At 64.3% G+C, this 24,903-nt stretch carries 26 protein-coding genes and 1 tRNA gene; 21 read left to right on the forward strand and 6 right to left on the reverse strand.

The features are described 5' to 3' along the window. The first annotated feature begins 25 nt into the window (after positions 1-25). From AACH00_RS07385 to AACH00_RS07425, 9 genes are read left to right on the forward strand one after another with little or no spacing between them, the layout of a single operon-like run. Entirely contained in the window at positions 26-2,350 is a 2,325-nt protein-coding gene (locus AACH00_RS07385) for a heavy metal translocating P-type ATPase (protein ID WP_341398434.1), read from the forward strand. Positions 2,351-2,365: 15 nt separating this feature from the next. After that, entirely contained in the window at positions 2,366-2,599 is a 234-nt protein-coding gene (gene ccoS / locus AACH00_RS07390; protein ID WP_341398435.1) for a cbb3-type cytochrome oxidase assembly protein CcoS, read from the forward strand. Then, entirely contained in the window at positions 2,589-4,028 is a 1,440-nt protein-coding gene (gene ccoN, locus AACH00_RS07395; protein ID WP_341398436.1) for a cytochrome-c oxidase, cbb3-type subunit I, read from the forward strand. Before ccoS ends, ccoN begins: the two co-directional genes overlap by 11 nt. Before the next feature lie 17 nt (positions 4,029-4,045). Next, positions 4,046-4,666, forward strand: coding sequence for a cytochrome-c oxidase, cbb3-type subunit II (ccoO, locus tag AACH00_RS07400; RefSeq protein WP_341398437.1), 621 nt, complete (start codon positions 4,046-4,048; stop codon positions 4,664-4,666). 17 nt (positions 4,667-4,683) lie between these two features. Continuing rightward, positions 4,684-4,857 (forward strand): cbb3-type cytochrome oxidase subunit 3, encoded by a 174-nt coding sequence (locus AACH00_RS07405; protein ID WP_341398438.1) that lies wholly within the window; start codon positions 4,684-4,686, stop codon positions 4,855-4,857. A gap of 50 nt (positions 4,858-4,907) precedes the next feature. Then, positions 4,908-5,822 (forward strand): cytochrome-c oxidase, cbb3-type subunit III, encoded by a 915-nt coding sequence (gene ccoP / locus AACH00_RS07410; RefSeq protein ID WP_341398439.1) that lies wholly within the window; start codon positions 4,908-4,910, stop codon positions 5,820-5,822. Between the two features lie 14 nt (positions 5,823-5,836). After that, a complete protein-coding gene (ccoG, locus tag AACH00_RS07415) occupies positions 5,837-7,300 on the forward strand; it encodes a cytochrome c oxidase accessory protein CcoG (protein WP_341398440.1) in 1,464 nt (487 codons plus the stop codon). A 19-nt stretch (positions 7,301-7,319) separates the two neighbouring features. Beyond that, the gene (locus tag AACH00_RS07420; RefSeq protein ID WP_341398441.1) at positions 7,320-7,592 is read left to right on the forward strand and encodes a nitrogen fixation protein FixH; all 273 of its coding nucleotides are present in this window, start codon (positions 7,320-7,322) and stop codon (positions 7,590-7,592) included. A 17-nt stretch (positions 7,593-7,609) separates the two neighbouring features. Next, positions 7,610-7,897 (forward strand): hypothetical protein, encoded by a 288-nt coding sequence (locus AACH00_RS07425; protein WP_341398442.1) that lies wholly within the window; start codon positions 7,610-7,612, stop codon positions 7,895-7,897. A gap of 79 nt (positions 7,898-7,976) precedes the next feature. Here the strand turns inward: AACH00_RS07425 and fnr are convergent, their stop codons facing one another. Next, on the reverse strand, positions 7,977-8,720 hold the full coding sequence (fnr, locus tag AACH00_RS07430; protein ID WP_341398443.1) for a fumarate/nitrate reduction transcriptional regulator Fnr: 744 nt from the start codon (positions 8,718-8,720) through the stop codon (positions 7,977-7,979). 173 nt (positions 8,721-8,893) lie between these two features. On the opposite strand from fnr, the gene hemN reads away from it, so the two are divergent. From hemN to icd, 3 genes are all read left to right on the forward strand, one after another. Further along, a complete protein-coding gene (hemN, locus tag AACH00_RS07435) occupies positions 8,894-10,303 on the forward strand; it encodes an oxygen-independent coproporphyrinogen III oxidase (protein WP_341398444.1) in 1,410 nt (469 codons plus the stop codon). Between the two features lie 2 nt (positions 10,304-10,305). Continuing rightward, positions 10,306-11,007, forward strand: coding sequence for a sulfite exporter TauE/SafE family protein (locus tag AACH00_RS07440; RefSeq protein ID WP_341398445.1), 702 nt, complete (start codon positions 10,306-10,308; stop codon positions 11,005-11,007). Between the two features lie 104 nt (positions 11,008-11,111). Then, complete coding sequence (gene icd, locus AACH00_RS07445) at positions 11,112-12,365, forward strand: NADP-dependent isocitrate dehydrogenase (protein ID WP_341398446.1); 1,254 nt, start codon at positions 11,112-11,114, stop codon at positions 12,363-12,365. A 142-nt stretch (positions 12,366-12,507) separates the two neighbouring features. On the opposite strand, the gene AACH00_RS07450 is transcribed toward icd, so the two are convergent. Continuing rightward, complete coding sequence (locus AACH00_RS07450; RefSeq protein ID WP_423221908.1) at positions 12,508-12,744, reverse strand: cold-shock protein; 237 nt, start codon at positions 12,742-12,744, stop codon at positions 12,508-12,510. A 218-nt stretch (positions 12,745-12,962) separates the two neighbouring features. Here AACH00_RS07450 and clpS point away from each other — a divergent pair, with 218 nt between their 5' ends. Continuing rightward, positions 12,963-13,319, forward strand: a complete 357-nt coding sequence (gene clpS / locus AACH00_RS07455) for an ATP-dependent Clp protease adapter ClpS (RefSeq protein WP_341398447.1) — start codon at positions 12,963-12,965, stop codon at positions 13,317-13,319. Further along, entirely contained in the window at positions 13,316-15,634 is a 2,319-nt protein-coding gene (gene clpA, locus AACH00_RS07460; RefSeq protein ID WP_341398448.1) for an ATP-dependent Clp protease ATP-binding subunit ClpA, read from the forward strand. Before clpS ends, clpA begins: the two co-directional genes overlap by 4 nt. A 95-nt stretch (positions 15,635-15,729) precedes the next feature. Here clpA and AACH00_RS07465 read toward each other — a convergent pair whose 3' ends face one another. Genes AACH00_RS07465 through AACH00_RS07480 form a run of 4 tightly spaced genes read right to left on the reverse strand, consistent with a single transcriptional unit; the run spans position 15,730 to position 18,399 of the window. Continuing rightward, positions 15,730-16,521: a M90 family metallopeptidase gene (locus AACH00_RS07465; protein WP_341398449.1), complete on the reverse strand. Its 792-nt coding sequence runs from the start codon at positions 16,519-16,521 to the stop codon at positions 15,730-15,732. 10 nt (positions 16,522-16,531) lie between these two features. Next, the gene (locus AACH00_RS07470) at positions 16,532-17,332 is read right to left on the reverse strand and encodes a UDP-2,3-diacylglucosamine diphosphatase (protein ID WP_341398450.1); all 801 of its coding nucleotides are present in this window, start codon (positions 17,330-17,332) and stop codon (positions 16,532-16,534) included. Beyond that, on the reverse strand, positions 17,325-17,828 hold the full coding sequence (locus tag AACH00_RS07475; protein ID WP_341398451.1) for a peptidylprolyl isomerase: 504 nt from the start codon (positions 17,826-17,828) through the stop codon (positions 17,325-17,327). Before AACH00_RS07475 ends, AACH00_RS07470 begins: the two co-directional genes overlap by 8 nt. Before the next feature lie 4 nt (positions 17,829-17,832). Next, positions 17,833-18,399: a peptidylprolyl isomerase gene (locus AACH00_RS07480; RefSeq protein ID WP_341398475.1), complete on the reverse strand. Its 567-nt coding sequence runs from the start codon at positions 18,397-18,399 to the stop codon at positions 17,833-17,835. A 190-nt stretch (positions 18,400-18,589) separates the two neighbouring features. On the opposite strand from AACH00_RS07480, the gene cysS reads away from it, so the two are divergent. The 7 genes from cysS to AACH00_RS07515 all read left to right on the forward strand — a co-directional run bounded on the left by cysS (position 18,590) and on the right by AACH00_RS07515 (position 24,822). Next, positions 18,590-19,966, forward strand: a complete 1,377-nt coding sequence (cysS, locus tag AACH00_RS07485; protein ID WP_341398452.1) for a cysteine--tRNA ligase — start codon at positions 18,590-18,592, stop codon at positions 19,964-19,966. A gap of 1 nt (position 19,967) precedes the next feature. Further along, positions 19,968-20,621, forward strand: coding sequence for a DNA-3-methyladenine glycosylase family protein (locus AACH00_RS07490; protein ID WP_341398453.1), 654 nt, complete (start codon positions 19,968-19,970; stop codon positions 20,619-20,621). Positions 20,622-20,652: 31 nt separating this feature from the next. After that, positions 20,653-21,624 (forward strand): acetyl-CoA carboxylase carboxyltransferase subunit alpha, encoded by a 972-nt coding sequence (locus tag AACH00_RS07495; RefSeq protein WP_341398454.1) that lies wholly within the window; start codon positions 20,653-20,655, stop codon positions 21,622-21,624. Further along, a complete protein-coding gene (gene tilS, locus AACH00_RS07500) occupies positions 21,621-22,919 on the forward strand; it encodes a tRNA lysidine(34) synthetase TilS (protein ID WP_341398455.1) in 1,299 nt (432 codons plus the stop codon). The genes AACH00_RS07495 and tilS overlap by 4 nt, the downstream gene beginning before the upstream one ends. A gap of 120 nt (positions 22,920-23,039) precedes the next feature. Further along, entirely contained in the window at positions 23,040-24,326 is a 1,287-nt protein-coding gene (locus tag AACH00_RS07505; protein ID WP_341398457.1) for an aspartate kinase, read from the forward strand. A 28-nt stretch (positions 24,327-24,354) separates the two neighbouring features. Then, positions 24,355-24,445 (forward strand) — tRNA-Ser (locus AACH00_RS07510). A gap of 134 nt (positions 24,446-24,579) precedes the next feature. Next, positions 24,580-24,822 carry a hypothetical protein gene (locus AACH00_RS07515; protein WP_341398458.1) on the forward strand — a complete coding sequence of 81 codons (243 nt, stop codon included), beginning with the start codon at positions 24,580-24,582 and terminating at the stop codon, positions 24,820-24,822. Positions 24,823-24,903: the final 81 nt, after the last annotated feature.

The raw sequence follows: 24,903 nt of genomic DNA on the forward strand, positions 1-24,903 counted from the left end.
ACCGTGTCGGCAGTTGTTCGATCCCATGACCGCCACGATAACAAGCTCCGACGTTTTGCCGCAGGCAGGCTCCGAACTGGACGTTCTAGACGATCCGGTGGAGATGCAGCGCTTCACGCGCTGGACCGAGTTTGCCGGTGGTGAGCGCCGAGGGCAATCCTCTTTCCAGATCGGCGGCATGGTCTGTGCCGCCTGTGCCGGCTTGATCGAGACCGCCGTGGCCAAGGTTGACGGCGTGCTCGATGTGCAGGTCAGCGCCGCAGGCCACCGGGCGCAGATCACCTGGGACCCGGCGCGCACGCGGGTCTCGGCGCTGGTGCGTGCCGTGCGCGGTGCCGGCTACGACGCCGTGCCCGATGCCGCCGCCGAAGCCCGCGAGCTGCGCCGCAAGGAGCGCCGCACCGCACTCTGGCGCCTGTTCGTCGCCAGCTTCTGCGCCATGCAGGTGATGATGTTCGCCACGCCGAGCTACGTGGCCACCGACGGCAGCCTCGCACCAGACTTGCGCCAGTTGCTCAACTGGGGCAGCTGGCTGGTCTCTTTGCCGGCACTGCTGTTTGCCGCAGGCCCGTTCTTTGGCGGGGCTTGGCACAGCGTTCAGGCGCGCCGCATCAGCATGGATGTGCCGGTGGCCATCGGCCTGGCCGTGACCTTCGTCGCCAGCTCCGGTGCCACCTTTGATCCGCAGGGGCCGTTTGGCCACGAGGTGTACTTCGACTCGTTCACGATGTTCGTCAGTTTTCTGCTGGGCGGACGGTTCCTCGAGCTGACGGCCCGCCATCGCGCTGCGGAAGCGCTGGAAAAGTCGGTGTCCGGCATGCCTGAAACCGCGCTGCGCCTCGGCGCCGATGGTCAGACCGAGCTGGTGAGCGTGCAGCGCCTGCGCCGGGGCGATGTGGTGCAGGTGGCGCTGGGCATGGCGTTTCCGGCCGATGGCCGCCTGACGGCAGGCCAGACGCAGGTCGATGAGTCGGTATTGACCGGGGAATCGCGTCCGGTGCTCAAACAATCCGGCGACAACCTGGTGGGCGGCAGCGCGAACGTGGGCGCGCCCGTGTGCATGCTGGTCGAGCAGGTGGGCGCCGATACGCGGTACGCGGCCATCGTCAGCCTGATGCGCGACGCACTCACCCAGCGCCCCGCCTGGGCACGGCGGGCTGACCGGTGGGCGGGGCCGTTCCTGTGGGCCGTGTTGCTGCTGGCCGCGGGTGCGGCCGCTGTCTGGTCGGTGATTGATCCGTCGCGGGCGGTGTGGGTGGCCGTGTCGGTGCTCATCGTCACCTGCCCGTGCGCACTCTCGCTGGCAGCGCCGGCCGCGTTGGTGGCAGCCACCGGCGCACTCGCGCGCCGCGGGGTGATGCTGCAACGCATGGACGCGCTGGAGGCGCTGGCCGGCCTGAAGCGCCTCTACCTCGACAAGACCGGCACGCTGACCGAAGACCGCCCGATGCTGCAGCAGGTGGTGGACACGCTGGCGGCCACCAACGCCGCGCCGGTGCCAGGCGCCTTGGCGGCCGCGAAGGTGCTGGCAGGGTGGTCTCGCCATCCGCTTTCACAGGCCGTGGCTCAGAGTGACTTGCTCGTCGATGAAGACGGCGCCAGCGCCTGGGTGTGGCGTGACGTGAACGAGTTGCCGGGCCAAGGCCTGGAGGCTGTGGCGCCAGACGGCACGGCCTGGCGACTGGGCTCACTCGCCTGGGTGCAGGGTGCCGGGCAGGTCACATCGACGCTGGATAGCGCCGAGGAACACACGGCCGACAGCGGCGCTGCACTGGTCACCTGGTTCGGCCCGGCAGGCCAGCCGCGTTGGCGCTTTGAAGCGGATGAGCAACTGCGCGCCGACGCCGTCACCGCCGTGGCCGGTCTGAAGGCTGCCGGCCTGACCCTGGGCTTGCTGTCGGGTGACAGCCCGGCGCGTGCGGCCAGCATGGCGCAACGCCTCGGCCTGTCGGACTACCTAGGCCACGCCACACCAGACGACAAGCGTTGTGCGATTGCACAAGCGCAGGCCCGCGGTGAGCGCGTGGGCATGGTCGGCGACGGCGTGAATGACGCGCCGGTGCTGGCCCTGGCCGATGTGTCGTTTGCGATGGGGCAGGGCGCGCTGGTGTCGCGGGCGCATGCCGACGCGGTCGTGGTGTCGAACCGCTTGCAGGATGTTGTGGTGGCTGTGCAACTGGCGCGCCGCACGTTGAACGTGATTCGCCAGAACCTGATTTGGGCTGCCGTTTACAACGCGGCCTGCATCCCGTTGGCGCTGGCCGGTTATCTGCCGCCCTGGGCTGCCGGCCTGGGCATGGCACTGAGTTCGCTGCTGGTGGTTGCCAACGCCATGCGGCTGGCCCGTTGATCAGCAGGCCGCACCATGGACATTCTTTATCTGCTTATCCCGCTTTCAGCCGTGCTGGTCTTGATGATCATCGGCGTCTTCGGCTGGGCCCTGAACCGGGGCCAGTTCGACGATCTCGAGCGGGAAGGTGAGCGAATTCTGCAACAACCGGGTGACGCCGTTGACGTCGATCAATCAGCGGCGGTGTTGGTTCCCGAACAATCCCAGTTAGCAAGTTCCAAGAAGAAGGAGGCCTTCGATGGCAAGTAGTTCCGCGCCGGCACAACCGGCCTATCACGACAGCGTCGTACGCCTGTTCGCAGTAGCGGCAGTGGTGTACGGCATCGTCGGCATGTTGGTGGGGGTGATCATTGCTTCCCAACTGGCATGGCCCGAGCTGAATTTCGGCATCCCGTACCTCACCTATGGTCGTCTGCGCCCGCTGCACACGAACGCGGTGATCTTTGCTTTTGGCGGCTGCGTGCTGTTCGCCACCAGCTATCACGTGGTGCAACGCACCTGCCAGACGCGCCTGTTCGCGCCGGCCCTGGCCTGGTTCACCTTCATTGGCTGGAACCTGGTGATCATCGCGGCGGTCATCACGCTGCCGCTGGGCTACACCTCGGGCAAGGAATACGCCGAGCTGGAATGGCCGATTGACCTGCTGATCGCCGTCACCTGGGTGTCTTACGCCGTCGTGTTCTTCGGCACGATCGGTACCCGCAAGATCCGCCATATCTACGTGGCCAACTGGTTCTTCGGTGCCTTCATCCTGGCCGTGGCCCTGCTGCACATCGTCAACAGCGCGGCTGTGCCGGTCAGCCTGACCAAGAGCTACTCGGTGTACGCCGGCGTGCAAGACGCGATGGTGCAGTGGTGGTACGGCCACAACGCGGTGGGCTTCTTCCTGACCGCCGGCTTCCTGGGGATCATGTACTACTACATCCCCAAGCAGGCCGAGCGTCCGGTGTACTCGTATCGCCTGTCGATCGTCCACTTCTGGGCCCTGATCTTCACCTACATGTGGGCGGGCCCCCACCACCTGCACTACACCGCGCTGCCTGACTGGGCACAGAGCGTGGGCATGGTGTTCTCGCTGGTGCTGCTGGCGCCGAGCTGGGGCGGCATGATCAACGGCATCATGACCTTGTCGGGTGCCTGGCACAAGCTGCGTGACGACCCGATCCTGAAGTTCCTGATCGTCTCGCTGTCGTTCTACGGCATGTCGACCTTCGAGGGTCCGATGATGTCCATCAAGACGGTGAATGCCCTGTCGCACTACACCGACTGGACCGTGGGCCACGTGCACTCCGGCGCCCTGGGCTGGGTGGGCATGGTGTCGATCGGCGCGCTGTATTACCTGATCCCGCGCATGTTCGGCCGCAAGGAAATGTTCAGCGTCCGCGCCATCGAGCTGCACTTCTGGGTGGCCACCATCGGCATCGTGCTCTACATCGCCGCGATGTGGATTGCCGGTGTGATGCAGGGTCTGATGTGGCGTGCGGTGAACCCGGACGGCACCCTGGTCTACAGCTTTGTTGAAAGCGTGAAGGCGACCTATCCGTTCTACGTGATCCGTGTGCTGGGTGGCGCGCTCTACCTGGGCGGCATGTTGATCATGGGCTGGAACACGTTCATGACGATTGTCAACGGCAAGACGACGCAACAGGCGATCCCTGCTGTGGTCGCTCACGCCTGATCGAGGAGTAAAACAACATGGCTGACAACCGCAAGCCCAGTGGTCACGAGAGGATCGAGACCAGCAACTTCCTGATGATCGTGCTGATCCTGATCACGATCGCCTTCGGCGGCATGGTCGAGATCGTGCCCCTGTTCTTCCAGCGCTCGACGACGCAACCGGTGGAAGGCCTCAAGCCCTACACCGCGCTGCAGCTGGCTGGCCGCGACATCTACGTGCGCGAAGGCTGCTACGGCTGCCACTCGCAGATGGTGCGTCCGTTCCGTGCAGAAACGCTGCGCTACGGCCCGTACTCGGTGGCTGGTGAATTCGTCTACGACCACCCGTTCCAGTGGGGCTCCAAGCGCACCGGCCCTGACCTGCACCGGGTGGGCGGCCGCTACTCTGACGAATGGCACCGTGTTCACCTGAACAACCCGCGTGACGTTGTGCCCGAGTCGAACATGCCTGCTTACCCCTGGCTGCTGGCCAACCAGGTGAACCCGGCTGACATGGGCGACAAGATGAAGGCCCTGCGCATGGTGGGCGTGCCCTACACCGACGACGAGATCGCCCAGGCGGGCGACGCGGTGAAGGGCAAGACGGAAATTGAAGCCGTCATCGCCTACCTGCAGGTGCTGGGCACGGCCCGCAAGTGAGAGATCAGGAGTTTTCGATGGACTTCGACATCAACGTGATGCGCAGCGTCGTGACGCTGGTTTCGCTGGTGCTCTTTCTGGGGCTGATGCTCTGGACCTGGAGCCGCAAGCGCAAGGACTTCTTCGATGACGCCGCCCAGGTGCCGTTCCTGGACGACGATGCGCCCGTCGGAACCTCCGATCGCCCATGAGACACGGCGGGTTGCGCCTTCTGGTGCCCCCCGCTCAAGGAGTAAATGACATGAGTGACTTTTTCAGCAATGGCTGGTCGCTGTTCGTGGCGGGCATCGTCATCGGCGGCCTGGCCTTCTGCGTGTTCGTGCTGGCGGTGGCCAGCAAGCGCGTCAAGATGGCCGATGACAACACCACCGGCCACGTGTGGGACGAAGACTTGAAGGAGATGAACAACCCGCTGCCGCGCTGGTGGATGGGCTTGTTCATCCTGACCATCGTGTTCGCGGCGATCTACCTGTCGCTGTACCCGGGCCTGGGTGCCAGCGAAGGCACCTTGAAGTGGTCGGCTGTGGGGCAGCTCAAGGGTGAGAACGAGAAGGCAGCGGCCGCCATGGCGCCCGTCTACGCCGGCTTCGCCAACCTGAGCGCCGAGCAGATGGCCAAGAACCCGCAGGCCATGGCCATCGGTGAGCGCCTCTACGTTAACAACTGCGCCCAGTGCCACGGCGCTGACGCACGCGGCAGCAAGGGCTTCCCGAACCTGGCCGACAGTGACTGGCTGGGCGGCTCCGGCCCCGAGTACATCGAGAAGACCATCAAGGAAGGTCGCCAGGGCGTCATGCCTCCGATGGCTGCTGCAGTGGGCACCTCGGAAGATGTGCGCAACGTGGCCAACTATGTGCTGAGCCTGTCGGACAGCCCGCACAACTCGGTCGCGGCCCAATTGGGCAAGGCCAAGTTCGCGGCGTGCGCGGCCTGCCACGGTGCAGACGGCAAGGGCAACCCGCTGATGGGCGCCCCGAACCTGACCGACAAGGTCTGGCTGCACGGCTGGGGTGAACCCGCCATCGTGGCCATGGTCAACAACGGCAAGACCAACGTGATGCCGCCGCAAGGCCACCGCTTCACGCCGGAGCAGCTGAAGGTGCTGACCGCCTATGTCTGGAACCTGAGCCAGGCCACCAAGGTCGCTGCGCAGTGATCTGATGAATCTGTATGAGTGAGACCACGCCTGCATCCAACGCCGCCGCCGTCACTGACGACGCGGACAAGTCCGGGACCGTGGTCTCGCTCTATCAGAAACAGAAGAAGATCTACGCGCGTGCCGTCACCGGCCTGTTCGCCACCTGGCGATGGGCCCTGGTGTGGATCACCCAACTGGTGTTCTACGGCCTGCCTTGGCTGGTCTGGAACGACCGCCAGGCCGTGCTGTTTGACCTGGCTTCGCGCCGGTTCTACATCTTCGGTCTGGTGCTCTACCCGCAAGACCTGATCTACCTGTCGGGTCTGCTGATGATCTCGGCGTACGCGCTGTTCCTGTTCACGGCCGTGGCAGGGCGCCTGTGGTGCGGCTTCGCCTGCCCGCAGACGGTGTACACCGAGATCTACATGTGGTTCGAGCAGCGCATCGAGGGCGACCGCGCCCAGCGCATGCGCCTCGACGAAGGCCCGTGGACGCTGGAGAAGCTCTGGCGCAAGACGGCCAAGCAATCGGTCTGGATCCTGTTCGGCCTCTGGACCGGTTTCACCTTCGTTGGCTACTTCACGCCCATCAAGACGCTGGCCGCCGAGGCGATGACGCTCGGCTTCGGGCCGTGGGAATGGTTCTGGGTGCTGTTCTACGGCTTTGCCACCTACGGCAACGCCGGCTACATGCGTGAGCAGGTCTGCAAGTACATGTGCCCGTACGCGCGCTTCCAGAGCGTGATGTTCGACCACGACACCCTGATCATCAGCTACGACAGCGAGCGGGGCGACCCGCGTGGCCCGCGCTCCAAGAAGGCTGACCCGGCGCAACTGGGTCTGGGTTCGTGCATCGACTGCGGCCTGTGCGTGCAGGTCTGCCCGACCGGCATCGACATCCGCAAGGGCCTGCAGTACGAGTGCATCGGCTGTGCCGCCTGCATTGACGTGTGCGACGGCATCATGGACAAGATGGGTTATCAACCCGGCCTGATCCGTTACGCCACCCAGAACAGCCTGTCCCAGCATCTCGACAAACAGCAGATCCTCAAGCGGGTGCTGCGCCCGCGGGTGCTGATCTACACGGCCATCCTCGCCATCATCTGCGGTGCCTTCGTGGCCAGCATTGCGCTGCGTGATCCTTTCCGCGTGGACGTGGTGCGTGACCGCGCCTCGCTGGCCAGGCAGGTGGAGGATGGGCGCATCGAGAACGTTTACCGCCTGCAGATCATGAACGCCGCCGAGCGCGTGCAGCACTACCGCATCCATGTCGACGGCTTGACCGGCATCAAGCTGGTGGGTGTGCCTGAGGTGGTGGAGGTCTTGCCGGCCGAGGCGCGGTGGATCACGGTGTCGGTGCAGGTGCCGTATGAATCGAGCCAGCAGGCCGGCGCCGGTGCCCACCCGATCCATTTCCAGATCGAACGTGTGCCAGGGGAGGGGGCGCCATCCGCCATCACCCTGAGCGAAAAATCAACCTTCATCGTGCCGCGCTGAGCGGACGCAGGAACACAGCATGTCGACCTCCGAGATTTCCCCTGTTGCAAGCCCTGCTGCGCCGGCCCAAAGTGGCAAGGCGTGGTTCCGCCATCCGATGATGTGGCTGGTGGTGGGCGGGCCCGTGGTGGTGGTGTGTGCCAGCCTGACCACGGCGGTCATCGCAGTGCGCGGGGCTGACCCGGTACTGGACCGCGACGACCCGAGCGTCACCGTCAACATCAAGGACGGTGCCGACGGCAACACACCCGCCATGCAGGCCCGCAACCACGCCGCTACGCCCAAGCCCTAGTCCTTCAGGAGAACACCATGAGCACCCCGAAGACACCGTTCAGCGTCCGCACCGTCGGCATCCTCTGGCCGGCTTTCCTGATGGCAGGGGTGCTTGAAATGCTGGTGTTCTCGGTGGTTGATCCGGGCACGCTGATGTGGTTTGGCGGTGCTGCCATCGAGTGGTCGCCGAAGGCCGTCTACAGCGTCTCGTTCTTCGTCTTCTGGGCCGTGATCGCCACCTCAGGGGCCTTGTCGCAGTTGCTGCTGACCATGCCCGCTGACCACTTCGACGAGCCGCTGACCGGCCCCGGGCACAGCGCCTGAGCTGAAACAAAAAAGGGCCGCTCGATGCGGCCCTTGTTCATGGTGGGTTGGCTCCGATGGAGCCCACCGGAATCCGCGTTCAGCAGGCGCCGCCAGCCCCGTTCACCAGTTGCTGCAGGCCAGCCTGGTCGACGATGCGGATCTGGCGCTGCTTCACCTCCAGCAGGCCCTCTTCCTGGAACTTCGAGAACGTGCGGCTTACCGTTTCGAGCTTGAGGCCCAGGTAGCTGCCGATTTCCTCGCGCGTCATCCGCAGGATCAATGAAGAGGCCGAGAACCCCCGGGCCTGCAGCCGCTGCGTCAGGTTCAGCAGGAAGGCAGCCAGTCGTTCCTCGGCGCGCATGCTGCCCAGCAGCAGCATCACGCCGTGGTCGCGAACGATCTCGCGGCTCATGATCTTGTGGAACTGGTGCTGCAGGTCGGTGAACTCGCGCGACAGCTCTTCCAGCTGGCTGTACGGAATCACGCACACCTGGGAGTCTTCCAGTGCCACTGCGTCGCAGGAGTGGCGGTCATTGCTGATGCCGTCCAGGCCCAGCAACTCGCCCGCCATCTGGAAGCCGGTGACCTGGTCGCGCCCGTCTTCGGACGACACGCAGGTCTTGAAGAAGCCGGTGCGCACGGCGTAGAGAGACTGGAACTCGTCGCCCGAGCGGAAGAGGGTGTCGCCGCGCGCCACGGTGCGGCGGTTGGCCACCAGGCTGTCGAGCTTCTCCAGGTCGGGGCTGGCCAGCCCGACGGGCAGGCACAGTTCACGCAAGTTGCAGCTGGAGCAGGCGACCTTGAAGGCGTCGGCCTTCACGCGCTGGGTGTCGGTGGTCATGGCTTTCATTATGGCGTGCGCGGCCTCAGGGGCCGAAGGGCATGACAGGTCGTGCGGGGAGCAGGTGGGCAGCATGATCTTCCTCAATCGATGCGCCATTCTTGGACGGGCGCCGCGCCGCACCCTTGAGCCAGATCAAGGCCGCTGCAGTGTGCTTTGGCACCATCACGGCCATGGCAAATCACATCCTTGAAGCGGCCACGCCGCTGCCAGTGGACCTGCTGCAACGTTTCGACGTGCCGGGCCCGCGCTACACCTCTTACCCGACCGCTGATCGCTTCGTGGAGGCGTTTGGTCCGGCCGATTACCTGGGCGCTCTGCACCAGCGGGCCGAGGGCGCCATGGTGGGCGGCAAGAAGCCGCTGTCCATCTATGTGCACATCCCGTTCTGCGAATCGGTGTGCTACTACTGCGCCTGCAACAAGGTGATCACCAAACACCATGAGCGCGCCACCGAATACCTCGATGTGCTGGAGGCCGAAGTGGCCCTGCATGCACAGGCGCTGGGCGGCGTGCAGAACGTGTCGCAGCTGCACTTCGGTGGTGGCTCGCCCACCTTCCTGAGTGACGCCGAGCTCAGCCGGGTGATGGCGTTCCTGCAGAAGAGCTTCCGGCTCGCCCCGGGGGCCGAGGTGTCGATCGAGGTCGACCCGCGCACCGCTGACCCGCAACGCCTGGCGCACCTGCGGCAGCTCGGCTTCAATCGCTTGAGTTTCGGCGTGCAGGACCTGGACCCCGAGGTGCAGAAGGCCGTGCACCGGGTGCAGTCGCCCGAGAGCATCCAGAGCCTGATGGTGTGCGCCCGCGAACTGGGGTTCGAGTCGATCAATGTCGATCTGATCTACGGCCTGCCGAAGCAGACGCCCGAGACCTTCGCCCGCACCATCAACCAGATCGGCGAGTGGCGGCCTGACCGCATCGCGCTGTATGCCTATGCGCATCTGCCCTCGCGCTTCAAGCCGCAGCGGCGCATTGATGGCAGCCAGCTGCCGCCCCCTGAGCACCGCATCAGCATGCTGTCGGGCGCCATCGGTGGCTTCCTGGGCCACGGCTACACCTACATCGGCATGGACCACTTTGCGCTGTCCACCGATTCACTGGCGGCGGCCAAGCGGCAAGGGCGGCTGCATCGCAACTTCCAGGGCTACAGCACGCAGCCTGATTGCGATCTGATCGGGCTGGGCGTGTCGTCGATCGGCCGCATGGGCGCCACCTACAGCCAGAACGCGAAGACGCTGCCCGAGTATTACGACGCCATCCGCCAAGGCCAGTTTGCCGTGGTGCGCGGCTTGGCATTGACGCGTGATGACCTGCTTCGCCGTGCCGTGATCATGGCGCTGATGTGCCAGGGTCGGCTGGAGTTCGAATCGATCGAGCTGGCGCACCTGATCAGCTTCAACGAGTACTTCCGCAATGAGCTCTCGCAGCTGCAGCCGTACGTTGACATGGGTCTGGTGACGGTGACTCCGGGCGCTATCCAGATCACGGCAGCGGGGTGGTTCTTCGTGCGCGCCATCGCCATGTGCTTTGACCGGCATTTGCAGGCCGACCGTGTTCGGGAGCGTTTTTCGCGCATCATCTGAGGGTGAACTTCGCTTTGCTTTTGAGCGCCCTGTTGATGGGCTTGGCTGGCTCCGTGCATTGCGTGGCCATGTGCAGTGGCCCCAGCGCGGCGGCCGTGGCGGCTTGCGGCAGCGGGCGCCCGGCGGGTGCCTGGGCGGGCTTTCACCTCGGGCGCTTGCTGGGGTACACGGCTGCAGGTGCCGTGGTGGCTTCCAGCGTGAGTGCGCTGGCCTGGCTGGGCGCCTGGACACCCGCGCTGCGCCCACTCTGGACGCTGGCTCATCTGGCAGCCCTGGCGCTGGGGCTGTGGCTGTTGTGGCAGGGGCGACAACCGGAATGGCTGGAATCGCTGGGCCGGCAAACGCCGCGCGCCAGCGGGCAGGGCGGCTGGCAACGCATGAACGGCCCGACCCGCGCCACCGCGGTGGGCGCCGTCTGGTGGGCATGGCCCTGCGGCCTGCTGCAATCGGCCTTGATGGTGGCGGCTCTGGCCAATGGGCCCTGGGGCGGCGCGGCCGTCATGGCCGTCTTTGCGCTGGCCTCATCGATCGCGCTGGGGTTGGCGCCGGCCTTGTGGCTGCGCCTGGGCGGACGCGGCCGGCAACTGGACGCGCGCATCGTCAGCCTGGCGGTGCGTGTTTCCGGCGCTGCGCTGGCGGGGGCTTCGGCCTGGGCGCTCGGGCATGGCCTGTGGGTCAAGCTGATCGACTATTGCCTGAGCTGACCCGGGTGCTTGAGCGGTGAGTCACGCCTCAGTTGCACTCCCACGCTGAACTAGAATTTCTGCTTCGGCGAACCGCGTCAGACAGACGCTTGGAGTCCTACTGCATGTACCAGCACATCGATGTGCCCGAAGGTGGTCAACCGATCACCGCCAACGCTGACTTTTCGCTCAACGTTCCGGCCCGTCCCATCATTCCGTACATCGAGGGCGACGGCGTGGGTGTGGATGTCACGCCGGTCATGATCAAGGTGGTGGATGCCGCGGTCGCCAAGGCTTATCGCGGTGAGCGGCAGATCCAGTGGATGGAGGTGTTTGCCGGCGAGAAAGCCACGCGCCTCTACGGACCCGACGTCTGGTTGCCTGACGAGACCGTGCAGGTGCTGCGCAACTACCTCGTGTCCATCAAGGGGCCGCTGACCACGCCGGTGGGCGGCGGCATCCGCTCACTCAATGTCACGCTGCGCCAGGAGCTGGATCTGTACGTGTGCCTGCGGCCGGTGCAGTATTTCAAGGGTGTGCCTTCGCCCCTGAAGGAGCCCGAGAAGACCAACATGGTGATCTTCCGCGAGAACTCGGAAGACATCTACGCGGGCATCGAGTACGCCGCGGGCAGTGAGCAGGCCCGCAAGCTGATCGCTTTCCTGCAGAACGAGCTGGGCTCCAACAAGATCCGCTTCCCGGACACGTCGGGCATCGGCATCAAGCCGGTGTCGCGCGAAGGCACCGAGCGCCTGGTGCGCAAGGCCATCCAGTACGCCATCGACCATGACAAGCCGAACGTGACGATCGTCCACAAGGGCAACATCATGAAGTTCACGGAAGGCAGCTTCCGGGACTGGGGCTATGCGCTGGCCGCGCGTGAGTTCGGCGCCGAGCCGATCGACGGCGGGCCGTGGATGCGCCTGAATCATCCGCGCACCGGCAAGGACATCGTGATCAAGGACGCGATCACCGATGCGTTCCTGCAGCAGATCCTGATGCGGCCGGCGGAGTACTCGGTGGTGGCCACGCTGAACCTGAATGGCGACTACCTCTCGGATGCACTGGCAGCGCAGGTCGGCGGCATCGGCATCGCGCCCGGTGCCAACATGTCGGATTCAGTGGCCTGTTTCGAGTCGACCCACGGCACCGCGCCGCGCTATGCTGGCAAGGACTATGTCAACCCGGGCTCCAGCATCCTGTCAGCCGAGATGATGTTGCGCCACATGGGCTGGACCGAAGCCGCTGACTTGATCCTCCGTTCGCTGGAGGCCGCCATCGAAACCAAGCGTGTCACCTATGACTTCGCCCGCCTGATGGATGGGGCGGTGCAGGTGTCGTGCTCCGGGTTCGGGCAGGTGATGGTCGACCAGATGTGAGGCTTGATGTGGGGCCAGCGCTTGCGTGCTGATGCGCAAGACAAAAGGCAAAGGGCGAAACGAAAAAAACCCATCGCCAAAGCAAAAAGCCCGCAATTGCGGGCTTTTTGCTTTGCACGGGGGATGACAGACCCCGTCACACTTACTTCTCTGTTTCGCGGGAGACCTCCACATCAGCGGTGCGGATGTTCTGTGCCAGCTTGCCCTTGGGGCCTTCCACCAGCTCGAACTTCACGCGTTCGCCTTCCTTCAAGGTCTTGAACCCGTCCATCTGGATGGCCGAGAAGTGCGCGAAGACGTCGCTTGCGTCGTTGTCCGGGTTGATGAACCCGAAGCCCTTGGCGTCATTGAACCACTTCACAGTGCCGATCATTTCCATTTCAGTCCTCTCCTGATGCCGGTATCCGGCTTATGAGGCGTATTCTGGTTTCCTGTGTTTTGCCGTGTCAATGCTACAAATGGGGCGGTACTTTCCAAAAGCGAAAATCGGTACAAATCATGGTCCTTGGGATCGCTTTTCGCAGCATGCCCCATGTCTGAACCGGGGCACCATGGGCGTCAAGTGTGCAGGGAATCCCAACTGGCTATACTGAATTCATGCCTTCGAAACGACCGACGCCCCCACCCGATCAACCCGTGATCAGCAAGCCTGACAACGGGCAAGGTTCGGTGGTGGCTGAACGCAAGGCTGCACGCACCAAGCCGCCCCGGATGTACCAGGTTGTGATGCTCAATGACGACTTCACGCCGATGGAATTCGTGGTGATGGTGCTGCAGGAATATTTTCGACTTGATATCGACGCAGCAACCCAAATCATGTTGAAGATCCACCACGACGGTCGAGCCGTCTGCGGCGTCTTCAGCAAGGACGTTGCCGCAACTAAAGTCGAACTGGTACTCGCCGCGGCGCGACGTGCCGGACACCCGCTTCAATGCATTATGGAGGCCGCATGATTGCTCAGGAATTGGAAGTCAGTCTGCACATGGCGTTTGTCGAGGCACGCCAGCAGCGTCACGAGTTCATCACCGTCGAGCACCTGTTGCTGGCCCTGCTGGACAACCCGTCTGCCGCCGAAGTGTTGCGGGCCTGTGCCGCGAACATTGACGACTTGCGCAAGAGCCTGACCGGCTTCATCCGCGAGAACACGCCCACCGTGGGTGGCACCGAAGAGGTGGACACCCAGCCCACGCTGGGTTTCCAGCGCGTGATCCAGCGCGCGATCATGCATGTGCAGTCCACGGGCGGCGGCAAGAAGGAAGTGACCGGCGCCAACGTGCTGGTCGCGATCTTCGGCGAAAAGGATTCCCACGCGGTCTATTACCTGCACCAGCAGGGCGTGACTCGCCTGGACGTCGTGAACTACATCGCGCACGGCATCAAGAAGTCTGATCCACCCGAGCCTGCCAAGGGCAGCAATGAAGGTGGTGGTGGCGGCTCCGGTGAGGGCGAGAAGGAAGAGGGTGGTGACGCCAAGGGCTCGCCGCTCGACCAGTTCACTTCCAACCTGAACGTGCTGGCCAAGGAAGGCAAGATCGACCCGCTGATCGGCCGCGATCACGAAGTCGAGCGCGTCATCCAGGTGCTCTGCCGCCGTCGCAAGAACAACCCGTTGCTGGTTGGCGAGGCCGGTGTGGGCAAGACCGCCATCGCGGAAGGCCTGGCATGGCGCATCACCCAGGGTGACGTGCCCGAAGTGCTGGCCGACGCCACCGTGTTCGCGCTCGACATGGGTGCGCTGCTGGCAGGCACCAAGTACCGCGGTGACTTCGAGCAACGGCTCAAGGGCGTGCTGAAGCAGCTGAAGGAAAGCCCGAAGTCGATCCTGTTCATCGACGAGATCCACACGCTGATCGGTGCCGGTGCGGCCTCGGGCGGCACCCTGGACGCGAGCAATCTGCTCAAGCCGGCCCTGTCGAGCGGCGCCATGAAGTGCCTGGGTGCGACCACGTTCCAGGAGTACCGTGGCATCTTCGAGAAGGACGCGGCCCTGTCGCGGCGCTTCCAGAAGGTCGACGTGCCTGAGCCTTCGGTCGAGCAGACCGTGGAAATCCTCAAGGGCCTGAAGTCGCGCTTCGAAGAGCACCACAACGTGAAGTACGCATTGGGTGCCCTGCAGGCGGCTGCCGAGCTGTCAGCCAAGTTCATCAATGACCGTCATCTGCCCGACAAGGCCATCGACGTGATCGATGAGGCCGGTGCTGCCCAGCGCATCCTGCCCAAGAGCAAGCAGAAGAAGACCATCACCCGCAACGAGGTCGAAGACATCGTGGCGAAGATTGCCCGCATCCCGCCGGCCAGCGTGTCGAGCGACGACCGGGGCAAGCTCAAGACGCTGGAGCGTGATCTGAAGGCGGTTGTCTTCGGTCAGGATCCTGCCGTTGACGTGCTGGCTGCAGCCATCAAGATGGCCCGATCCGGCCTGGGCAAGGCAGACAAGCCGATCGGCGGCTTCCTGTTCAGCGGCCCGACGGGCGTGGGCAAGACGGAAGTGGCCAAGCAACTGGCATACATCCTGGGCATCGAGTTGATCCGCTTCGACATGTCGGAGTACATGGAGCGCCATGCCGTGAGCCGCCTCATCGGCGCGCCCCCGGGCTATGTGGGCTTCGACCAGGGTGGTCTGCTGACCGAGGCCGTCACCAAGAAGCCGCATTGCGTGCTGCTGCTGGACGAAATCGAGAAGGCCCATCCGGACGTCTTCAATGTGCTGCTCCAGGTGATGGACCACGGCACGCTGACCGACAACAACGGGCGCAAGGCCGACTTCCGCAACGTCATCATCATCATGACGACGAACGCGGGTGCCGAGACCATGCAGAAGTCGACGATCGGCTTCACCACCCGGCGTGAGCAGGGCGATGAAATGGGTGACATCAAGCGCCTGTTCACGCCGGAATTCCGCAACCGCCTGGATGCCATCGTGAACTTCCGGTCGCTGGATGAAGACATCATCCTGCGGGTGGTGGACAAGTTCCTGTTGCAACTCGAGCAGCAGCTGTCCGAGAAGAAGGTCGAGGTCACCTTCACCGACACCTTGCGCAAGCACCTGGGCAAGAAGGGATTCGATCCGCTGATGGGCGCTCGCCCGATGCAGCGTCTGATCCAGGACACGATCCGTCGTGCGCTGGCCGACGAGCTGCTGTTCGGTCGCCTGGTGGATGGTGGTCGCCTGACGGTGGACCTGGATGCCGACGGCAACACGACGCTCGACATCCAGCCCTCGGGCAAGAGTGGCGACAAGCCCAAGGCGGAAGCCGCGGCGCTTTGAGGCTGCAGGGCGGCAGCTAGCCGCCCCATCTCAAGCAAAAGGGGCGCTTCAAGCGCCCCTTTTTTCGTGGGTGATCGGAAAATGCGGATCCAGCGTCAGCCTCGACCTGCGCTCGCAGGATCCTGCCGGAAGTAGTCGCTGAGCAGGCCATACAGTGCAGGCAACTCGGCACGCATCGCTTGCGGCGCGGTGAAAAATGCTTCGCAGGCCACGGCAAAGAACTCCTCAGGCGCCTCGGCCCCGTACGGGTCAATCACGGTGCTTTCGCCGTTGTCCACGCGGCGGCAGAAATCGTCGAAGGCCGGCTCGATCACGGCCAGCCAGGCCGCGCGTGAGGCAGTTCCTGGCAGCGGAGGAACGCCATCCGCCTCGCCATCAGCCATGTCGATGATGTGCGCGAATTCGTGGATCACGACGTTGTAAGCCTCTTCAGCCAGGCTGCCTGCCTGGGCCACGTCTGACCAGGCCAGCATGAGCGGCCCGCCCTGCATGGCCTCGCCGGTCAGGTGTTCGTCCCACTCATGCACGACGCCGTCATCGTCGATGTCTTCGCGGCGGGCCACCACCTCGTCGGGGTGGACCACGATGCCGATGAAGCCGTCGTAGGCCGCCAAACCTTCCGGTCGGTGCAGGATGGGCAGGCAGGCTTGTGCGGCAATCACCACGGCCATGGTGTCGTCCACCACCAGGCCCTGCGCGCCAATGAATTCCTTGCGGGCGAGGAACAGGCTGACGAGCCGGCGGAGTGCGCTGGCAGCAGGGTCGGCTGCGTCTGAAATCAGGAACGGGTAGGCGCCGGTCACCAGGGCCCAGAGTTCATCCGGAATGGCGTGCCGCGCCAGTTGCCGGCGCTCGCGCCAGCGCACAAACCAGTCGATGAGGGCCATGCAGGTCAGGTCAGCCCGGTGCCGTGCAGGGGCGGCGTTGCCACCCGCCTGCCGACCAGCTCAGCACGTCGCCGCGCGGCGCAACGCTGTGCGCCTGGTCGAGGTCCCAGTCGCTCAGCACCAGTCGCTCCCAGCCTTCAGGGCGATGCTCATGGCAGGGGCGATGGGTGTGGCCGTGCAGCAGGGTCGTGCACTGCGCTTTCGCCAGCCACGCCTGGGCCAGCACGGGGTTCACGTCGGCCCAGTCGGCGGGTGCCTGGCCTTGCTGGTGCTCCTGGCTGGCGGCGCGCATCTGCGCCGCGATCATCAGGCGCTCGGGCAATGGCCGCGCCAACCAGGCGGTTTGCCAGGCCGGGGTGCGTACCTGCGCCCGGAACGCCTGGTAGGCGGTGTCGTCGGTGCACAAGGCGTCGCCATGGGTGAGCAGCACCTTTCCGAAGTCGCTGACGAGCAGCGTCGGGTCATTCAGGCTGACGCATCCTGTGGCGGCCATGAAGGCGTCGCCGAGCAGGAAGTCGCGGTTGCCATGCATCACATGCAGCGGGCGCCGGCGGGCTGCCTGCGCCATCCTTGCGGCGCACTCCTGCTCGAAGGCCTGGCTGAGCATATCGTCGCCCACCCATACCTCGAACAGATCGCCGAGGATGAACAGGGCATCGGCGTCACTCTGCTCCAGCCAAGCGAAAAAAGCCGCGCAGGTGCGCGGCAGTTCGGGGCTCAGGTGGAGGTCAGAGATGAACTCCAGACGTTGCATGCCCGCAGGCAGGCGCAGCAGCGTGGCTGCGCCGTCCGTCGGTGCCTGATCAGGCAATCTCGACAGCCTTCTCGATGGTCACGGCGTCGACCGGCACGTCATCATGGAAGCCCTTGCGGCCCGTGCGCACCTTCTCGATGGCATCAACGATCTCGGTGCCAGCCACCACCTTGCCGAACACGGCGTAGCCCCAGCCCGACGCGTTTTCGCCGGTGTGGTTCAGGAAGCCGTTGTCCTTGGTGTTGATGAAGAACTGCGCCGTGGCCGAGTGCGGCGCGTTGGTGCGCGCCATGGCCAGGGTGTACTTGTCGTTCTTCAGGCCGTTGTTGGCTTCGTTCTTGATTTCAGCGTCGGTCGGCTTCTGGCTCATGTCGGCCGTCATGCCGCCGCCCTGGATCATGAAGTTCTTGATCACGCGGTGGAACACGGTGCCGTCATAGTGGCCCTTGTTCACATAAGACAGGAAGTTCGCCACCGAGATCGGCGCCTTCACGTCGTCGAGTTCGATGCGGATCACACCGGCGCTGGTGGTCAGTTCAACAGTCTTGGTCATTTTTTCAGTTCTCCAGCGAGGCTTTTTTGATGAGGATGGGCTGCACCGGTACGTTCTGGTGGGGGCCCTTGGTGGCAACGGGTGTCGCCTTGATCTGGTCAACGACCTCCATGCCGCTGACCACCTTGCCAAACACGGCATAGCCGTCTTTGCCGGGGCCGGCGTCCAGGAAGGCGTTGTCCTTCACGTTGATGAAAAATTGCGAGGTGGCCGAGTCAGGGATGTTCGTGCGGGCCATCGCGATCGTGCCGCGCACGTTCTGCAGGCCGTTGCGGCTTTCCAGGGGGATGGGTGCGCGCGTCTGCTTCTCGGTCATGTCGGCCTTCATGCCGCCACCCTGGATCATGAAGTTGTCGATCACGCGGTGGAAGATCGTGCCGTCATAGTGGCCGGCCTTCACATACTGGACGAAGTTGTCGACCGTGCGGGGCGACTTTTCCTTGTCGAGCTCGACGACGATGTCGCCGGCGCTGGTGCTCAGGCGCACCTTCTGCGCCAGGGCAGGGTGCAGCGCAACGGCGGCCAGCAGGGCGGCCGCAGCGGTGGCACGCAGGGTGCGGGTCAGGGTCATGGTGGGGTGGGCAGGGATCACGTCGGCAAACTCCTTCGCTATACTCAAACGATTCTAACGACCCCGGCCACCGCACTGCTGCCGCATGGATGTTGCGGTGCCGGAGTTGCGCTTTCTACCAGCGGATCCGCCCTGGACACGGCTTGAGCCGGTTCGGGCGCCTCACCCGCCTTTCCCGATTTCCTGCTTGATGACCCTGCGCATCTACAACACGCTGAACCGTCGCGTGGAGCCGTTCGCTCCGATCGATCCTGCCAATGTCCGCATGTACGTGTGCGGCATGACCATCTACGACCTGTGCCACATGGGGCACGCGCGCATGATGATGGCGTTCGACGTGGTGCAACGGTGGCTGCGTGCCAGCGGCTATCCGCTGACCTACGTGCGCAACATCACCGACATCGACGACAAGATCATTCGCCGGGCGGTAGAGCGCGGCATGTCGATCCGCGCCCTGACGGACGAGATGATCGCCGCCATGCGCGCTGACGTTGCCGCCATCGGCATCCAGTCGCCTGACCACGAGCCGCGTGCCACCGAATACGTGCCGGAGATGCTCTCGCTCATCAGCACGCTGGAGCAAAAGGGCCTGGCCTACCGCGCCGACAACGGCGACGTGAACTACGCGGTGCGGAAGTTCGAGGGCTACGGCAAGCTCAGCGGCAAGTCCCTCGATGATTTGCGCGCCGGTGAGCGCGTGGCCGTGGCCGACGGCAAGACCGATCCGCTCGACTTCGTGCTCTGGAAGGCGTCCAAGCCGGAAGAGCCGACAGATGCCAAGTACGACGGCGAATTCGGCTCGGGCCGCCCGGGCTGGCACATCGAGTGCTCGGCCATGAGCTGCGCGTTGCTGGGTGAGCACTTCGACATTCATGGCGGCGGCATGGACCTGCAGTTCCCGCACCATGAAAACGAGATCGCCCAGAGCGAAGGCGCCACGGGCAAGCCGTTCGTCAACGTCTGGATGCACAACGGCTTCCTGAACGTCGACAACGAGAAGATGTCGAAGTCGCTGGGCAACTTCTTCACCATCCGCGATGTGCTGAAGAACTATGACGGCGAGACGCTGCGCTTCTTCATGTTGCGCACCCACTATCGCAGCCCGTTCAACTTCAGCGACGCCCACCTCGACGACGCCCGCAGCGCGCTGCGCCGGCTCTACACCGCGCTGGAAAAGCTGAGCCTGCCCCAGGTTGCCCAAGTTGACTGGAGCGCCGCACCCGCGCAGGCCTTCAAGGCCGCGATGGACGACGACTTCAACACGCCCGGCGCCATGGCGGTGCTGTTCGAGCTGGCTGCGGAAGTGAACCGCACCGGTGACGTTCAGTCGGCCACGCTGCTCAAGGGCTTGGCTGCTGTGCTGGGCGTGCTGCAGCAGGTGCCGCAGCAGTTCCTGCAAGCCGGCTCGGGCCTGGACGAAGCCAGCATCCAGGCGCGCATCGCTGATCGCCAGGCGGCCAAGGCGGCACGCAATTTCGCCGAAGCTGATCGCATCCGTGACGAGCTGCTCGCCGCGGGCGTGATGCTCAAGGATTCAGCCCAGGGCACCACCTGGGTGAAGGCCTGACGTGGGGCGCTCAAGCACCGCAGGTGTCACGCCTGAGTACTGGGATGAGGCGTGCCGGCACCTCGCCAAGCGCGACCGCGTGATGAAAAAGCTCATCCCGCAGTTCGGCGAAGCCCGCCTGCAAAGCCGGGGTGATGCCTTCACCACTTTGGCCCGCTCCATCGTTGGCCAGCAGATTTCGGTCAAGGCCGCGCAATCGGTGTGGGACAAGTTCCTGGTCGCCGTGGGTGGCCCCGCCAGTCGCATCGCGCCGGCGTCCGTGCTGGCCCTCGAAGTGTCGGCGCTGCGGGCAGCCGGTCTGTCAGCGCGCAAGGCCGAGTACCTCACCGATCTGGCCCGTCACTTCGAAGACGGCGCCGTGCATGTGAAGCAGTGGCAGCACATGGACGACGAGGCCATCATCGACGAGTTGGTGGCCATTCGTGGCATCGGGCGCTGGACCGCCGAGATGTTCCTGATCTTCTACCTGATGCGGCCGAATGTGCTGCCGCTGGATGATCTGGGGCTGCTCAAGGGCATCAGCACAAGTTACTTCAGCGGTGAGCCGGTCTCACGCGCGGAAGCCCGCGAGCTGGGCGAGGGCTGGGCCCCGTTCCGCTCTGTGGCCACCTGGTATTTGTGGCGCAGCCTGGACCCGCTTCCGGTTGAAGTCTGAAACTGGGAAAATACGCCTAAGGACGCAAATCATGAGCAAGCGACATTTCCTCGATTTTGAACAACCGATCGCCGAACTGGATTCGAAGATCGAAGAGCTGCGCTATGTGCAGAACGAGTCGGCCGTGGACATCTCGGAAGAGATCGAGCGGCTCGACAAGAAGAGCGTGCAGCTGACGAAAGAGATCTACACGCAGCTCACGCCGTGGCAGGTCAACCAGATTGCCCGCCACCCGCAGCGCCCGTATACGCTGGACTACGTCAACGAAATCTTCACCGATTTCCAGGAGATGCACGGTGACCGTGCCTTCGCCGATGACCTGTCCATCGTCGGTGGCCTGGCGCGTTTCAATGGCCAGGCCTGCATGGTGATCGGCCAGCAGAAGGGCCGCGACACGAAGGAGCGCGCGCTGCGCAACTTCGGCATGCCGCGCCCGGAGGGCTACCGCAAGGCCCTGCGCCTGATGAAGCTGGCCGAGAAGTTCGGCCTGCCGGTCTTCACCTTCGTCGACACGCCTGGCGCTTACCCCGGTGTGGGCGCGGAAGAGCGCGGTCAATCGGAAGCCATCGGCCGCAACATCTTCGAGATGGCGCAGCTGGAAGTGCCCATCGTGACCACCATCATCGGCGAAGGCGGCTCGGGCGGCGCGCTGGCCATCAGCGTGGCTGACCAGCTGCTGATGCTGCAGTTCTCGGTGTACTCCGTGATCTCGCCGGAAGGCTGCGCCTCCATCCTCTGGAAGACGGCCGAGCGCGCCCCCGATGCGGCCGAAGCGCTGGGCATCACCGCGCATCGCCTGAAGGCCCTGGGCCTGATCGACAAGATCATCAACGAGCCTGTGGGCGGCGCGCACCGCGACGCCAAGCAGATGGCTTCGCAGCTCAAGCGCGGCCTGGTGGACGCACTGCGCCAGGTCTCTGATCTGTCGACCGAAGACCTGCTGAACCGCCGCTATGAGCGTCTCAAGGGCTACGGTCGCTTCACCGACACCACGGTGCGTTGACGCCTGCTGATGCCGTGATTGCCGTGGCCACCAGTGGTGGCCGCGATTCCACCGCACTGCTGCATGCCGTTGCCCGGCAGTGCATGGGCCAGCCGGTAGAGGTGCTGGCCTTGCATGTGCACCACGGCTTGATGCCCCAGGCCGATGCCTGGGTTGAGCACCTTTCCCGGCAAGTGCGGCGCTGGGCGAAGGCAGGGATGCCTGTTCGCCTTGCCGTGACCCATCTGCAGGGGCAACCCGCCAAGGGCGAAAGCGTGGAGGCCTGGGCCAGGTCTGAGCGCTATGCCGCGTTGGCCCGGATGGCTTTGGTTGCCGGCGCAAACCATGTGCTGCTGGCACATCACCAGCGTGACCAGGCCGAGACCGTGGTGCTTCAGGCCTTGCGCGGCGCGGGGCCAGCGGGTCTGGCCGCGATGCCGGGGGAGGTTTTCCGGAACGGCGTGTGGTGGTGCCGGCCATGGCTGGAGCAACCGTCCACGGCGATTGACGCCTATGTGCGCCGCTGGCAACTCAGCCACATCAGTGACCCGAGCAACGACGACCACCGGTTTGACCGAAACCGCTTGCGGCACGGCGTGCTGCCGTCGCTGCTGGCTGCGTTTCCGCAAGCTGAGGCGTCACTTGCCGCGGTTGCGCGGCAGGCGCATTGGGCCGCGCAACTTCAGCAAGAAGCCGGCGAGGCTGCTCTCAGTGCAATCGGTGCGGGCGCCGAGTTGCCGCTGTCCGCATGGCAAGCCTTGCCACCCGCCACGCGCCGCGCCGCCTTGCTGACCTGGCTGCATCGGCAACTGGTGGGCGGTGTGTCTGAAGCCTTGGTTCAACGCTTGATGGTGGAGGCGCAGCCGGGCAGGGCGGGGCGCTGGCCCGTGCCGGGTGGGGCCGAGGTACGTGCCTACCGCGGGCTATTGAGTGCGGCTTCGGCAGCAGTACCAGGCGCGGCTGGTGATGAGCCCGATTGGCGCCAGCCGGGCACCCACACCTGCTCGAATTGGGGTGGCCAGTTGACGGTGTGTTTGAGCGATACAGGCGACATCAGCCTGCAGGATTGGCAGCGTGCCGCCTTGGTGGGGCGCCAGGGCGGAGAGCAATTCCAGCTACAGCCGCGCAGCACCGCACGGGCCTTGAAGAAGCAGTATCAGGCCATGGGTGTGCCCGCGTGGCAGCGCCAGACGCCGCTCTGGCTTCTAGACGGGGTGACGCTGTTCGTGCCCTGCCTGGGGGTGGATGGCCGCTATCAAGCTGCCTCCTCCGGCCCTCGCGTTCACCTTGAGTGGCGTCCCAGTCACGATTCGTGACCCGGATGAAACCGGATGGCGCTGCGGGCCACGTTAGAATAGGGGGTTTGCGTGGCCTTGACGGCCGCGCTCGCCTCGCAGCTTTCCTGCATCCTTTTTTGCAACCCAATTTGCAAACCCATGGCACTGATCGTTCATAAATACGGCGGCACGTCGATGGGCTCAACCGAGCGCATTCGCAATGTCGCCAAGCGCGTCGCCAAGTGGGCCCGCGCCGGGCACCAGATGGTCGTCGTTCCTTCGGCCATGAGTGGTGAAACCAACCGCCTGCTGGGCTTGGCGAAAGACTTGTCGCCAGCCACCCAGACGCCGGCGATGCTTCGCGAACTCGACATGATTGCCTGCACGGGCGAGCAAGTGTCGGTGGGCCTGCTGGCCCTGGCGCTGCAATCCGAAGGCATGGAAGCTGTCAGCTACAACGGCTGGCAGGTGCCTATCCAGACGGACTCGTCCTACACCAAGGCCCGCATCCAGAGCATCGACGACGCCCGCGTGCGTGCCGATCTGGCTGCCGGCAAGGTCGTGGTCATCACGGGCTTCCAGGGCAAGGACGATGACGGCAATGTCACGACCCTGGGCCGTGGCGGCTCGGACACCTCCGCCGTGGCGATTGCCGCCGCGATGAAGGCCGCGGAATGCCTGATCTACACCGACGTGGACGGCGTTTACACGACCGACCCGCGCGTGGTGCCGGAAGCGCGCCGCCTGCACACCATCACCTTCGAGGAAATGCTGGAAATGGCCAGCCTCGGTTCCAAGGTGCTCCAGATCCGTTCGGTGGAATTTGCGGGCAAGTACCGCGTGCCGCTGCGCGTGCTGTCGAGCTTCACGCCCTGGGACATCAACATCGACGAGGAAGCCAAGTCGGGCACCTTGATCACTTTTGAGGAAGACGAAAAAATGGAACAAGCCGTTGTCTCGGGCATCGCCTTCAACCGCGATGAAGCCAAGGTCACCGTGATGGGCGTGCCGGACAAGCCCGGCATCGCGTACCAGATTCTGGGTGATGTGGCGGAAGCCAACATCGACGTCGACGTGATTATCCAGAACGTCTCGCACGACGGCAAGACCGACTTCTCGTTCACCGTTCACCGCAACGACTACCAGCGCACGATGGACCTGCTGAAGAGCAAGGTTCAGCCGGCTACCGGTGCCGAGCAGGTGATTGGCGATCCGAAGATCTGCAAGGTGTCGATCGTCGGCATCGGCATGCGCAGCCATGTGGGCGTGGCCAGCAAGATGTTCCGTTCGCTGAGCGAAGAGGGCATCAACATCCAGATGATTTCGACCAGCGAGATCAAGACTTCGGTCGTGATCGACGAGAAGTACATGGAGCTGGCGGTGCGCGCACTGCACAAGGCCTTCGATTTGGAAGAATCTGTTGTGCCGGTTCAGGAAAAGAGCTGATTTTCTGATTAGAATACGAGCTTAGGTTGGAGACGTGACCGAGTGGCCGAAGGTGCTCCCCTGCTAAGGGAGTATGCGCCAAAAGCGCATCAAGGGTTCGAATCCCTTCGTCTCCGCCAACCTACAAGCGTTTGAGTCATGCGTCGCAAGACAAGCACTCCGGAAAAGCCTCGCATCGCGAGGCTTTTTTGTTTTCCGGGCTCGATGCGCCTCGTTGGATCCTATGCTGAGGTCTTGCTTGAAGGACATGCCCGTGACGAACCTTGACCGCACCTCGAAACACGAGCCCGCAAAGGTGAGGGCAGGCGTGCTCGATGCGCAGGCGCGCGCCCAACTTCAACAGGCTGTTGAGTGCTTGAAGCGGGAAAGCTGGCTGGTCAAACTCTCAGGCACCGTGGGCACATCGCTGGCCGTATCGGCCAAGTTCTTGCCCAACAGCGCCAAGGAAAAGGTGCGTGTGAAGCGCCCCGGGTTTTCAGGAGGCTCCAACTCTTGAGAAGATGGAGCCATGAACAAGTCGAACAAGTTCTCACCTGAGGTCCGCGAGCGCGCTGTGCGCTTGGTGCAGGAGCATCGC

Origin of the sequence: Ideonella margarita, from assembly GCF_038066635.1 — a bacterium.
GTDB classification, from domain to species: Bacteria; Pseudomonadota; Gammaproteobacteria; order Burkholderiales; family Burkholderiaceae_C; genus Ideonella; species Ideonella margarita.